Origin of the sequence: Pedobacter sp. UYP30, assembly GCF_040547165.1 — a bacterium.
Lineage (GTDB): Bacteria > Bacteroidota > Bacteroidia > Sphingobacteriales > Sphingobacteriaceae > Pedobacter.
This window is the reverse complement of the sequence record NZ_JBEPPD010000004.1, coordinates 74,100-87,789: the sequence shown is the minus strand read 5'-3', so window position 1 is coordinate 87,789 and position 13,690 is coordinate 74,100. Positions and strand designations below refer to the sequence as shown.

Genomic DNA, 13,690 nt, shown 5'->3' with positions numbered 1-13,690 from the left:
GTATCATGAAAAAAAATATCTTAATAATACCCGGCGACGGGATTGGACCAGAAGTAACCATTTGGGGGAAAGCAGCTTTGGAGCATATTGCCGAAGCTTTCGACCATCAATTTACATTTGACGAAGCCTTAATGGGCCATGCGGCGATAGAAAAAACTGGAAATCCACTACCGGATGACACGTTAGAGAAGGCAAAAAAAACAGATGCAATTCTTTTTGGGGCTGTTGGACACGCAAAGTATGATAACGACCCGAGTTTAAAAGTTAGACCAGAACAAGGTTTATTAAAAATTAGGAAAGAACTCGGATTGTTTGCCAACCTCCGCCCTATTTTGCTTTTTGAGGAATTGCTGCACGCATCTAGCATTAAACCTGCCATTTTAAAAGGTACGGATATTTTGTTTTTCAGAGAGCTTACGGGCGATGTTTATTTCGGCGAGAAAAAACGAGAGGATGACGGAAAAACTGCTTCCGACTTGATGATTTATCACCGTTATGAAATTGAACGCATTGCGCATAAAGCTTTCCAAGCAGCGCAACAGCGAAGCAAAAAACTTTGCTCTGTAGATAAAGCCAACGTGTTGGAAAGTTCGAGACTTTGGAGAGAAACTGTACAAGAAATTTCTACCCAGTACCCAGAAGTGGCAACAGAACACATATTTGTAGATAACATGGCCATGCAGCTTATTAAAAATCCAAACCGTTTTGATGTGGTACTCACAGCAAATCTTTTTGGTGATATTTTAACCGATGAGGCATCGCAAATTGCAGGTTCTATGGGCATGCTCGCCTCAGCCTCGGTTGGCGAAAGTATCGGTTTTTTCGAACCCATACACGGTTCGGCACACGATATTGCCGGCAAAGATCTAGCAAACCCATTAGCGTCTATCTTATCTGCAGCACTGATGTTAGAGATTGGTTTCGGACTAAAAGAAGAAGCTCAACTGCTTGTAGACAGTATAAACGACGTACTAAAAGAAGGCTTTAGAACCAACGATATTGCCGACCAGCACACTAACCGTTACAAAGTTTTAGGTACCGCCGAAATGGGAAAAACTGTACTTAAATTTTTATCAAATAGAACAACCAACACCGCAACATAATGATACACGACCCAAACAAAGTCTATATTTTCGATACCACCTTAAGAGATGGTGAACAAGTTCCCGGTTGTCAGTTAGATACCAACCAAAAAATAGAAATTGCAAAAGAGTTAGAGCTTTTAGGCGTCGACATCATCGAGGCTGGCTTTCCAATTTCTAGTCCTGGCGATTTTCAAAGCGTAGTCGAACTATCAAAAGCCATAAAAGAGCCAACAATTTGTGCCTTAACCCGTGCCATAAGAGGCGACATAGACGTGGCAGCAGATTCTCTAAAGTATGCGAAGCATCCACGCATCCATACAGGAATTGGCGCTTCGGACATGCACATTAAATACAAATTTAACAGCACGAGAGAGAAAATTCTAGAACGTGCGGTTGATGCAGTCAAGTATGCCAAGACTTTTGTAGAAGACATAGAGTTTTATGCAGAAGATGCAGGTAGGGCAGATAATGCTTATTTAGCGCAGATGGTAGAAGCGGTTATTGCAGCTGGTGCCACGGTGGTAAACATTCCAGATACCAATGGATATTGCTTACCAGACGAATACGGAGCAAAAATAAAATATTTAAAAGACCACGTAAAAAACATCGATCAGGCCATTATTTCTGTGCATTGCCACAACGATTTGGGCTTGGCTACGGCAAACAGCATTTCGGGTATCATAAATGGCGCGCGGCAAATAGAATGCACCATAAACGGCATCGGCGAACGTGCCGGAAATACTGCTTTAGAAGAAGTGGCCATGGTTATCAAAACGCATAATTTAGGTCTGCACACCAACATCAACAGCAAGCAATTTACCTATATAAGCGGTATGGTAAGCCGTATGATGAGGATGCCTGTTCAACCAAACAAAGCCATTATCGGCAAGAATGCATTTGCACATAGTTCTGGGATTCACCAGGATGGATTTTTAAAGCACAGAGAAAACTACGAAATCATCAATCCAGAAGATGTTGGATTGAACAGTGCCGACATAATCTTAACCGCGCGAAGTGGAAGGCATGCTCTCAAACATCATTTACAGCGTTTGGGCTACGACAGCGAAAAAATACACATAGACGAAGTTTATGAAAGATTTTTAACCTTAGCCGACGAAAAGCTAGACATTACCGACGACGACTTACTTTCGTTAATGAGCAACGGCGAAGCGTCATCCATTAAAAATGGATATAACATCAGCTATTTGCAGGTAATTTGTGGCGATGAAAATATAGCCAGCGCAACCGTAAAATTAGAAGTTGATGGTAAAACCACAGAAGCTACAGCCAAGGGTAATGGCCCGGTAGATGCCACCATTAACGCCATAAAGAGCTTAACAAACGAAGACACCAAGCTTACAGAATTTACCATCCAATCTATGCACAAAGGCAGCGACGATGTAAGTAAGGTAAATATGCGCGTAGATTATGGCGGAAAATCTTTTATCGGTTATGGTTTTAGCACCGACATTGTAAAAGCATCGGCAAACGCCTATTTAGATGCCATAAATAAATTTTTATAATCATTAAGTAAAGGCAGCAAAAAACGTGGAGAAGATAAAAAATATCAGTTATGATTCTTTTAGAAAAAATGAAATAACCGACCAAAAAATGGGTTCAACCGTCCCGCATAAACTACAGTTTGAAGAAGCCTATGAACGTTTAAAAGGAATAGTAAAAAGAACGCCGTTAGAATTTAACGCAAGTCTTTCCATGCAATTTAATGCAAATATTTATATAAAAAGAGAAGACTTACAGATTGTACGTTCCTATAAATTACGAGGTGCCTACAATAAAATTAGCACCCTTTCTGCTGCAGAATTGGCAAATGGTGTGGTATGTGCCAGTGCAGGAAACCATGCGCAAGGTTTTGCTTTTTCGTGTAAAAAACTAAACATTAAAGGCGTAATCTATATGCCAGAAATTACACCCAAACAAAAGGTAAAACAAACCTATATGTTTGGTGGAGACAATGTAGAAGTGATTTTAGTGGGTGATACATTTGATGATTGTTTAAAAGAAGCGTTGGCATACAGCAAAGAAAACTCCGTAACCTTCATTCCCCCTTTTGATGATGACAAAATCATCGAAGGACAAGGAACAGTTGGCGTTGAGATATTTGAAGATCTGCCAAACGTAGATGTAGTTATTCTTCCCGTTGGCGGCGGCGGACTCGCTTCTGGCGTGGGTGCGTACCTCAAAACGGTAAAACCTACGGTAACAATGGTTGGCGTAGAACCTTTGGGCGCTCCATCTATGCTTACCGCAATGGAAAAAGGAGGCCCGTTTACGTTAGATGAGATTGATCGCTTTGTAGATGGCGCAGCCGTAAAACGCATCGGTCACCTTACCTACCAATATTGCAGAGATTATTTAGATGAAATGCACCTCATTCCGGAAGGGAAAATTTGCACTACCATTCTTAAACTGTACAACGAAGATGCCATTGTGGTAGAACCAGCTGGCGCCTTGGCGGTGGCTGCTTTAGATCAGTTAAAGGAAAGTGTTGTTGGCAAAACCGTGGTTTGTATTGTTAGCGGCGGCAACAACGACATTGAGCGGATGCAAGAAATCAAAGAAAAATCGCTCCTTTTTGAAGGATTAAAACATTACTTTATCGTGCGTTTTCCGCAGCGTCCAGGAGCGCTAAAACTATTTGTAAACGAAGTGCTGGGACCAAAAGACGACATTACCCGTTTCGAATTTATCAAAAAAACCAATAAAGAAAACGGACCCGCGTTGGTTGGCATTGAACTTACCGATAAAAACGATTTTGAAAGCTTAATGCAGCGGATGAAAGACTTTAAATTCGATGTGATAGACCTAAACCAAGACCAGACGTTGTTTGAGTATTTGGTGTAAAAGAGGTGGTTTTTTCAGAGACGCAGTGAGACGGCGCTGATTTATGCCAGCCCCGCCCTTCGCTTCGAATCCTCTCCCCGATAAAAAATCTCGGCTGTGGGTTTGCCGCCCTATCCGGATTTTCGGAGGGAAAAATAGAAGCTATAAATAAGGAAAAATTTGTCATTTCTTGTCTTAGCAATCGAGATTACTGGAAATCAAGGTTCTAAAACATCAGCCGAGTACAAGAAGCGGTTGTAAAAATATAACTCATGAACGTCAGGAACAATGCAATCAAACAACTCAAAATGGATTCTCTATAATTTAGTTATTTGCTTTGCTATCTATTGGTTATCCAATTTAATACTATGGTATCCATGGAGCATAAATGAAAGTTTGGGACAAGTTTTAATGCTTACTGTAAATCCTGTTTTGTGGGGATTTGCATCCTATAGTTGTATTGTTAGATATCCGAAATCAAATATTATTGTTGGAGTTTTTCTAACCAGCTTTATATTTATTTCCGAGGCTATACTTTCCGATTTAATTTTTTTTGTAATAATCAGAAATGCGAAAGACAAGCTAATGCATATTACAACACTCTATGCTTGGATTTTCGTAGCGTGTGTGCCCTTAACTGTCTATGTTTTATTAAAGAAAATAATTTTACGCAACAAAAAACAACTTCTTGCTACTGACTTTTGGAAACCACTCATTATTGGTTTATGTTCTTTTTTGATAATTACCATAATTATAATTTTAAATATTAAGTTTAATTAACTGGAAGATTATTAGCCGCTCTGTGTAAATACATAACACATAGGGTAACAGATTCAAGAAATTACGTGCTAAAGATGCTTGGTGAATTGATTATCAGAATGAGAATTTTTAGGACTAGATGAAAAAAATGATTAGAGCGTTTAAAATTTATAAAGTCGACTTAAACACCCTGCATCTTGCTAATCCTAGAATCAGTTTAATCCTGATCCTGACAGGACGACTGCAGGAGCTAAATTAGCGTTCTATTTTTTGCTAATTTAGCAGAAAAGTAAGTCCTAATATGTTGGGTAAAAAAAGAACCGAAAGCATTTATGAAAAATAATAGAACGGCTCTCTTAGTAATCGATATGCAAAAAGGTTCATTTACGGACAAAACTCCTCGATTTGACACGGATGGAGTTGTCGCTCGAATCAATGAACTTGCATTAATAATTAGAAAACTGGATTTACCGGTAATTTTTATTCAACATGATGGAACCGGGTCGGGTCAATTTGAAAAGAATTCAACAGAATGGGAAAACCTAGATGCACTTATAGTGGATTCAAATGATATAATAATTGACAAGTATGCAAATGATGTTTTTTACAACTCTAAACTTCAAACAAAACTAGTTGAACACAAAATAAATACTTTACTAATTACCGGTTGCGCAACAGATTTTTGTGTAGAAGCAGCCATCCAATCAGCATTAACAAAGGAATATAACATTTTGGTTGTTGAAGATGGGCATACAACTGGCAATCGCCCTCATTTAAAAGCTGAAAAAATAATTGAACATTATAATTGGGTTTGGCAAAACATGCTACCAACAAAAGGGCATATACGAGTGGATAAAACCGAGTGGATAAAGACTCTTTTCAAAATATTATAAATAGCCATATCATTGTAATTCAAAAAATTCATTCCGCGAAGCATCTAGCAACCCTGATTCAAACATTCTTCAAATCATATATCGAAATAATTACAACTTTCCTGCTTCCGCTGCTCTAATTTTCAACCTTGCTAAAGCTTTCGGTGTTTTATCTAAAGACACCAAAATACCGCCCGCTTCTAAGTTGAAATAGCATATATATCTACACCCATATTTATTGGTTTTAACCCAGTCATAAATTGCGTCAACATATTCTGGGCAGTCGCCGATACCATGGCTTTCAGATTTCTGGTCTCCCTTTTTGGCTACGTTCGCCCATTCGCCCAAACAAACAGGTTTCTTGTGCACATTTGCAAATTTGGTTTGCCATTCAAGCATAAAGGGATCTTTCAATATTCGGTGGATCATTTGTGGCACAGTTGGATCTGCGTTGCCCCAAACCATTCCATACGTATCAGAACCTATAACATCCACTACATCATCTCCGGGATAAAAAGGCTCTGGATCGGGAACGCCAGCATTGGTACACCAAACTATTTCTAGCGTCTGGCCTTTTGCCGCTGCGTGCTTAAACCCTTTACGAATAATCGGGATTGCTCTTCGCCATGCGCTAATAAACAATTTGTTATTCTCTTTTGCAGGGTACATATTAAACTCCCACCAAATCCGGGCAAAAACAGTTTTTGTGCAATAACGTGCAAGTGCCCTGCCTAATGAAAGGTATGTGGTGTCTTGCTCTCCGCGAATTGCTGCCTTTAACAAGTCATTTAAATCTTGTTTGCTATCGTGGGGAATAAGTGGAACGCCCACGTCCGTTGCTCTATCGAAATGCGCCCTCCTCCATTTTGGAACACCACTTTCCTCAAGCATCATCCAATTGCCCTTTCTAATGTCTTCCCAACCAGATCGTCCCATCCATGTTCCAAATACATCCTGTCTAATGCCATAATTTTCGATACTTTTACCGCTACTACCTGTAAGCGTTTTGGCACTATTTTGTGCACTTAAATTTGTAACAGAAAGAAAAATGAGTATTAAACAGCTAGTGACTTTAAGGTTCATAGTTTAAATTATTTGTACGATACTGCTAACTTGAGGTGCTAAAAAGTACTGATTGTGCCCGTTTATCCCAATGGACTCTGCGAATGCAACAATCTAGCAAAACCTTTCAGAATCACTATTTTCAGGATCGGAAGATTAAGAAAATTGCAAGCTAAAAAAAAATCTAACAGTTCTTCCTTTTATAAACCCTAAAATCTTATAAATCCTAAGCCAGACAATCATCTAAATCCCAAAAACTTTTTTAGAATTCTCTGTGGTAATTCTTGCAATTTCTTCTATCGGCAACTGAAAAATATCTGCCACTTTTTGGGCGACGTAAATCAGATAACTACTTTCGTTTGGTTTTCCTCTAAAAGGAACTGGCGCAAGGTAAGGACTATCGGTTTCTAACACTAAATTATCGATGGATAGATGGGCGAGAACCAAATCTAAGCCAGCTTTTTTATAAGTGACTACACCGCCAATTCCTAAATAAAAATTTAAATCTATGGCTTGTTTCGCTTGTTCTAAATTGCCCGTAAAACAATGAAAAACACCTCTGAGCTTTTCATCTCTTTCGCTTTCCAAAACCTCAAACACTTCATCAAATGCTTCTCTGCAATGGATTACTATAGGTAAACCCAAGCTCTTCGCCCAATTAATCTGTTGCCTAAAAACATCGAGCTGTTGAGATAATGTAGTTTTATCCCAATATAAATCGATACCAATCTCGCCTATGGCATAAATCTTCCTGCTGGCGATGCTGGCATAAATATCATCTAAGTTGCGCTGATAATTTTCTTTCACATCACATGGATGCAAGCCTGCCATTGCAAAACAATGCGTTGGATATTTTGGCACCATCTCATCAATCATCGCAATGGAGGCGACATCTACATTTGGTAAAAACAAACGTTCTACGCCATTTTCTAAACAACGATTCATTAGCTGTGCCTGCTTTTCTGGGTCCTGCTCGTAATAGATGTGCGTATGGGTGTCGGTGAGTTGCATGGTTAGTTGTTTGGTTGGTTAGTTGGTTAGGGGTTAGTCGGTTAGGGGTTAGTCGGTTAGTATTTTAGAATTTTTGCAGTCGCTCCAAAAACGCAAAACTACTGCTTAAAACTTGGGCGATTTATCCTTTTTTTTAGATTGCTTCGTTCCTCTCAATGCCGGCGCAGGGGCTAGGATGAACGACTTCTCTTTATTCCTTGCTCCTTGTTCCTTGCTCAAAAATCCCTCAACCCTACACTTCTTTCTTCAAAAATTTTCCTGTCAAGCTAATCGAATTTTCCATCAAACCCTCTGGAGTGCCTTCAAACAAAATTCTTCCGCCACCTGCGCCGCCTTCTTCTCCCAGATCTATTACCCAATCGGCAACTTTTACCACATCGAGGTTATGCTCAATCACCAAAACAGTGTTGCCTTTATCAACCAGTTCGTTTAAAACGCCAAGCAACACATTAATGTCTTCAAAATGTAATCCCGTAGTTGGTTCATCTAAAATATAAAACGTCTGGCCTGTATCTTTTTTGCTCAATTCGGTGGCCAATTTTACACGTTGTGCCTCGCCACCAGATAAAGTAACAGAAGATTGCCCTAGCGTGATGTATCCCAAACCAACATCATTTAGCGTTTTAATTTTACGATAAATAGTCGGAATGTTTTCAAAAAATACACAAGCATCTTCTACGCTCAGGTCCAACACATCGCTAATGGATTTTCCGCGGAAGCGAACTTCTAACGTTTCTCTATTATATCTACGTCCGCCACATTCCTCGCAAGGCACCTGCACATCGGGCAAGAAGTTCATTTCTATCAAACGTAAACCCGCTCCTTTGCAAGTTTCGCACCTGCCGCCTTTTACGTTAAAAGAAAAACGACCAGGTTTATAGCCTCTTATCTTCGCTTCGGGCAACTGGACAAATAAATTCCGAATGTCTGAAAAAACCCCGGTGTACGTAGATGGATTAGACCTTGGCGTACGCCCAATAGGCGCTTGATCTATCTCGATAACCTTATCTATGTTTTTTAAACCATTAATTTTTTCATAAGGCAAAGGATGTTTTTTCGCCCTAAAAAAATGATGGTTTAAAATTGGGTAAAGCGTTTCTGTAATCAAACTCGATTTACCGCTGCCAGAAACTCCCGTAACAGCGATAAATTTTCCAAGTGGAAAATCTACAGAAACATCTTTTAAATTATTTCCTGTTGCTTTGATTAAAGACAGCTTTTCTCCGTTTCCTTTTCTACGAACAGATGGCGTTTGAATACTTTTTTTACCGTTTAAATACGCGGCCGTTAAAGTGTCTGCTTTCAAAATATGCTTTGGTGTTCCTTCAGCCACTATTTCGCCGCCATGTATGCCCGCTCCCGGGCCAACGTCTATTACCCAATCTGCCTCCAAAATCATTTCCTTATCGTGCTCTACCACCAAAACGGTATTGCCTAAATCTCTAAGGTGCTTTAAGGCCTTTATTAATCGCTCGTTGTCGCGTTGATGCAAGCCAATGCTCGGTTCATCTAAAATGTACATCACATTCATCAGCTGAGAACCAATTTGCGTGGCAAGTCTAATCCGCTGGGCTTCGCCGCCAGAAAGTGTACGAGAAGTCCTATCAAGCGTAAGATAAGTTAACCCCACATCGGTTAAAAATCCAATTCTCGCTTTGATTTCTTTTAAAATTTCTTTGGCGATGGTGTTTTGCCGGTCGTTAAGCCTTTCGTCAACGTTCTCAAACCAATCTTTTAAATGATTGATGTCCATCGATGCCAGATCGAAAATATTCATTCCATCAATTTTGAAATGTAAACTTTCCTCTTTCAATCTCGCGCCATGGCAAACCGGACAAGTATGTAGTTTTCTAAACGCTTCAAGATCATCGCCCCCATCTCCCCGCTTTTCGTTCTGTTCTTCGATCATTTTAATAATCCCATCGAAGGTGATGTTATAATTCTGAACGTTCCATTTGTTGTACTCTACAGCAACTTTTATCAACTCGTCGCTCCCATTTAAAAGCACATCTACCGCTTCTTCGCTTAGTTTTTCTATCGGAACAGAAAGCGAGAAACCGTATTTTTTGGTTACCGCTTTAATTACTTGGAACATCCAAACATCTCGGTATTCGCCAAGTGGTGCCAATCCGCCATTAATAATACTTAGTTTCGGGTTTGGAATAACCGAATCTTTATCAACCACAAACACATACCCCAAACCATTACAACGCTCGCAAGCGCCGTAAGGAGAATTGAAAGAAAAGCTGTTTGGCTGAGGCTCATCATAAGAAATGCCGGTAGTTGGGCACATTAAAAACCTGCTAAAATGAGCTACATTGTTGTCTTTATCGCTAATTTTTATCACGCCTTTACCCATTTTCATGGCAATTTGTAAGGAGTCTGAAAGGCGCTTTTTATTTTCTTTTTCAATTATAAGCCGATCGATCACCACTTCAATATCGTGGATTTTATAGCGATCTACCTGCATTTTTGCCGCAATGTCTTTTATTTCTCCATCTACACGAACTTTTACATAGCCTTGTTTTCTAATTTGCTCAAAAAGTTCGCGATAGTGGCCTTTTCTACCTTTTACTACTGGAGCCAAAATGTTTACCGCAGCGCCATCAAATTTGTTAAAAATAGTTTGTAAGATTTGGTCTTCGCTCATGCGCTCCATCTTCTCGCCAGTATTATAAGAAAAAGCACCGGCTACACGAGCAAAAAGCAAGCGCATAAAATCGTAAATTTCTGTAATAGTGCCTACGGTAGAACGGGGATTTTTACTGGTGGTTTTCTGTTCGATGGCAATAACCGGACTTAAGCCAGAAACCTTATCTACGTCTGGGCGTTCCATGCCACCCATAAATTGCCGGCTGTATGCGCTAAATGTTTCCATATAGCGGCGCTGACCTTCGGCATAAATGGTATCGAAAGCCAAAGATGATTTGCCGCTACCGCTTAACCCGGTAACTACAACCAGTTGGTTGCGTGGAAATTTTACATCTATATCTTTTAAATTATGTACCCTTGCGCCATACACTTCTACATCTTTTTGCTCGCCAAGGTCGATAGATTTTTTGCTCATATATTAAGGAAAACTGTAAGATTTTTCGGCAGAATTTTACCAAAATTTCAGCTTACAAAATTGCTAAAAATTTTATCAAAAAGAAAGAACGTAACCAATATGATTAACTGTAGTTTGTAAAAAAAAATGGAATCGGTAAAGATTCTCACACAACCTTTAAAAGGAAAGGAAATTAGAAAAGTTTTCTGGAAGAAAAAGCGCAGAGCGTAAATATCCTTTACAAGGGCAAATACGTTAAGAGTTCAAGCAATTCTTTGTCGGAAAGATTTTCCTTTTCTGACTTATCGTAAATTGACATAAGAAAAACGGTGTTTTCTGAGATAATAAAATTCGTTATTACTCTCCCACCGCCAGATTTTCCTTTGCCTTTAGAAGCAATAGCAATTCGTATCTTATAGCAGTTATTGCCAAGGCTTATTCCATGTGTAGGCTCCTGTTCTAACATTTCTACAAGATATGCAAACTCTCCTTTAAGAGATGTGTATTTCTTGGCTAACTTTTTAAGTTGTCTGTCGAAAGGTGATATGCTGACAACATTATAACTCATTTAATAAATCTTTGGCAGGACGAGCCTTTAGTTTTCCTTGGCGAACAAGTGTTAGATTATCAACTGCTTCCTTTATCTCCTCTATAAGTAGCGCCTTTTCTTCTGAAATAGTTTTTGCCTTTACATACGACAACCCCTTTAAAACCTCCATTAAATGCAAGGCCTTGTTGTCTTTTATATCTAATAAAACTTTCATTTCTAAATCTCCTTAAACGATAATGCTCTTTGTACTTCGATTATCGCAAAGTTACAAATTAAGTCCAAATATTTAATGTTCTGCAAGTTGTAGCTATCGAAAAGACAAAAATCAAGCTTTTTGCAATCACGATATTTTAGGTTTCTGTGTGCTTCGCCAAAATTACCAGGATAGAATTATGATTTCCATGAATTCCGAATTTTTAAACAAAATCAATTCGTAGAAAAACCATACCTTTAGCTTAAATCAAAACCAAACAAATGTTTTTAATTGTACTAGGCGTTTTAATTGTAATTGTAGGCTTTGCTGTTTCTAAACAAGATAACCAAGTGGCTGCTTACGGTAATATTGTAAAGATAGTAGGCGTTCTAATGGTTGTTATTGGTGGGCTTACCTCTATGTTTAAGGTAGTAGATGCTGGCGAAGTTGGTGTAAAAACCATTTTCGGAAAAGTTGACAACGATGTGCTTTACAGCGGATTAAACGTTATAAACCCTATAGCAGTAGTAACCCCATTTGATGTTAAAACCCAGAATTACACCATGAGCGGCGTAACCGATGAGGGATCAAAAGCAGGCGATGATGCGCTTAGGGTATTATCTGCAGATGGACTAGAGGTTGTGATAGATTTATCAGTACTATTTAGGGTAAAAGGAAGCTCTGCTCCAATGATTTTAAAAAATATCGGTACAGATTATTTGGCTAAGATCGTTCGCCCAATTGCTAGAACGGCCATTAGAGACAATGCCGTTGCGTATGATGCGGTTGCACTTTACTCGAGCAAAAGAGACGAATTTCAATCAAGAATATTTTCTACCATAGAAAAAGCCTTTAATAGCAGGGGTTTAGAACTGCAATCGTTATTGATTAGAAATATTACACTGCCTGCCTCGGTAAAAGCCAGCATCGAATCAAAGATTAACGCAGAGCAAGACGCACAGAAAATGACCTTCGTTCTTCAAAAAGAGAGACAAGAAGCAGAACGTAAGAGAGTGGAAGCACAAGGTATTGCCGATTATCAGAAAATCCTTTCAACCGGCTTAAGCGATAAGCAATTACAATACGAGGCAATTCTAACGCAAAGAGAAATTGCAACATCGCCAAACACCAAGATTATTATTATGGGCAATGGAAAAGGCACACCAATAATTTTGGGAGATAAATAGGTGGAAAGTAGATTTGAGAGGTGAGATTTGAGACATGAGATTTCCACTCAACTTTTAACGTGTAGCCGTCAATAGATTGCTATCCATAAAAAACCAAAATAGTTTATGCTGGCCACGCCTATTTTTGCGGTAGTATTTTGTCTTTGTTCTTTGCTCTTTGCTCCTTGTTCTTTGCTCCTTGTTCTTTGCTCCTCAACTACCTCCGCACCTCAATCACCCTTCCGGTAACCAGAAAGAATTTAAAGATTAGGTAAAGCCCGTCATCGATACGGTCAATATTTTCAACCAAGCCTGTTTTGCTAAAGGTATCAGTAACCATGTCTCCAAGTTTTATTTCGCGCAAAGCGGATAAAGATAGTTCGTCGTCAATTCTTATCATAAGTTCTAATACATTAGAGCATTTCCTTCAAAACCATCCAAACATTTTCTGCCAGTATCTTATCTCCTTCGGCAGTTGGATGGATGCCATCTTCTTGATTCAACTTTGGAATTCCTGCCACACCATCCAATAAGAAAGGAATCAATTTCATGTTGTTCTTTTCCGCCAAAGCGGGAAAGATTGCTGCAAAATCTTCGGTATATCTTTTGCCAAGGTTTGGTGGCATTTGCATTCCAGCCATTACCAGTTTGACATTTGGATTTTTTGCCTTTACCCTATCTATTATTTCCTGTAAGTTTCTCTTAGTTTCCTTCAACGGCAATCCGCGGAGACCATCATTCGCGCCAAGCTCTAACACGAAAATAGCAACGGGTTGCTTTTTTAAAAACCAATCTATACGCTCTAAGCCTGCGGCCGATGTTTCGCCACTTAAACCCCCGTTTATTACCCGATATGGCAAACTCAAGGAATCTATCTTATTTTGTATTAGGTCGGGATAAGCTTCTGTTGGATCCAAACCGTAACCAGCAGTTAGGCTTGTGCCGAAAAACAGCATGTTATCTTTCGAGGAATTTACATTTTTCACAGAAGCTATAGTTTTGGTTTGGCTTGCATTTTCTGTATCGCCTTGCTTTTGCTTATTTTGACAAGACAGCAACAATGTAAAACAAACAATTAATAAAGGCGTGTGGTTTCGTAACATAG

12 protein-coding genes are annotated in these 13,690 nt (G+C 39.2%); 5 read left to right on the top strand and 7 right to left on the bottom strand.

Annotated elements, in window-relative coordinates; all coding sequences use genetic code 11:
- The first annotated feature begins 5 nt into the window (after window positions 1-5).
- The 4 genes from leuB (at window position 6) to ABIB40_RS06395 (ending at window position 5,578) form a co-directional block, all read left to right on the top strand.
- Window positions 6-1,103: a 3-isopropylmalate dehydrogenase gene (leuB, locus tag ABIB40_RS06410; protein ID WP_354357170.1), complete on the top strand. Its 1,098-nt coding sequence runs from the start codon at window positions 6-8 to the stop codon at window positions 1,101-1,103.
- Entirely contained in the window at window positions 1,103-2,608 is a 1,506-nt protein-coding gene (locus ABIB40_RS06405) for a 2-isopropylmalate synthase (RefSeq protein ID WP_354357168.1), read from the top strand. Before leuB ends, ABIB40_RS06405 begins: the two co-directional genes overlap by 1 nt.
- A gap of 88 nt (window positions 2,609-2,696) precedes the next feature.
- Window positions 2,697-3,947 carry a threonine ammonia-lyase IlvA gene (ilvA, locus tag ABIB40_RS06400; protein ID WP_354357488.1) on the top strand — a complete coding sequence of 417 codons (1,251 nt, stop codon included), beginning with the start codon at window positions 2,697-2,699 and terminating at the stop codon, window positions 3,945-3,947.
- Window positions 3,948-5,017: 1,070 nt separating this feature from the next.
- Entirely contained in the window at window positions 5,018-5,578 is a 561-nt protein-coding gene (locus ABIB40_RS06395) for an isochorismatase family protein (protein ID WP_354357166.1), read from the top strand.
- A 90-nt stretch (window positions 5,579-5,668) separates the two neighbouring features.
- Here ABIB40_RS06395 and ABIB40_RS06390 read toward each other — a convergent pair whose 3' ends face one another.
- The 5 genes from ABIB40_RS06390 to ABIB40_RS06370 all read right to left on the bottom strand — a co-directional run bounded on the left by ABIB40_RS06390 (window position 5,669) and on the right by ABIB40_RS06370 (window position 11,440).
- Entirely contained in the window at window positions 5,669-6,640 is a 972-nt protein-coding gene (locus ABIB40_RS06390) for a glycosyl hydrolase (RefSeq protein ID WP_354357164.1), read from the bottom strand.
- 222 nt (window positions 6,641-6,862) lie between these two features.
- A complete protein-coding gene (locus tag ABIB40_RS06385; protein ID WP_354357162.1) occupies window positions 6,863-7,630 on the bottom strand; it encodes a TatD family hydrolase in 768 nt (255 codons plus the stop codon).
- Window positions 7,631-7,862: 232 nt separating this feature from the next.
- Window positions 7,863-10,697 (bottom strand): excinuclease ABC subunit UvrA, encoded by a 2,835-nt coding sequence (gene uvrA / locus ABIB40_RS06380; RefSeq protein WP_354357160.1) that lies wholly within the window; start codon window positions 10,695-10,697, stop codon window positions 7,863-7,865.
- 217 nt (window positions 10,698-10,914) lie between these two features.
- A complete protein-coding gene (locus ABIB40_RS06375) occupies window positions 10,915-11,244 on the bottom strand; it encodes a type II toxin-antitoxin system RelE/ParE family toxin (RefSeq protein WP_354357158.1) in 330 nt (109 codons plus the stop codon).
- Window positions 11,234-11,440 (bottom strand): hypothetical protein, encoded by a 207-nt coding sequence (locus ABIB40_RS06370; RefSeq protein ID WP_354357156.1) that lies wholly within the window; start codon window positions 11,438-11,440, stop codon window positions 11,234-11,236. Before ABIB40_RS06370 ends, ABIB40_RS06375 begins: the two co-directional genes overlap by 11 nt.
- A 260-nt stretch (window positions 11,441-11,700) precedes the next feature.
- Between ABIB40_RS06370 and ABIB40_RS06365 the strand changes: the two genes are divergently transcribed.
- Window positions 11,701-12,606, top strand: coding sequence for a prohibitin family protein (locus ABIB40_RS06365; protein WP_354357154.1), 906 nt, complete (start codon window positions 11,701-11,703; stop codon window positions 12,604-12,606).
- A gap of 196 nt (window positions 12,607-12,802) precedes the next feature.
- Here ABIB40_RS06365 and ABIB40_RS06360 read toward each other — a convergent pair whose 3' ends face one another.
- Both ABIB40_RS06360 and ABIB40_RS06355 read right to left on the bottom strand, forming a co-directional pair.
- A complete protein-coding gene (locus ABIB40_RS06360; RefSeq protein WP_354357152.1) occupies window positions 12,803-12,985 on the bottom strand; it encodes a hypothetical protein in 183 nt (60 codons plus the stop codon).
- Between the two features lie 13 nt (window positions 12,986-12,998).
- Window positions 12,999-13,688: an arylesterase gene (locus tag ABIB40_RS06355; protein ID WP_354357150.1), complete on the bottom strand. Its 690-nt coding sequence runs from the start codon at window positions 13,686-13,688 to the stop codon at window positions 12,999-13,001.
- Window positions 13,689-13,690 lie beyond the last annotated feature (2 nt).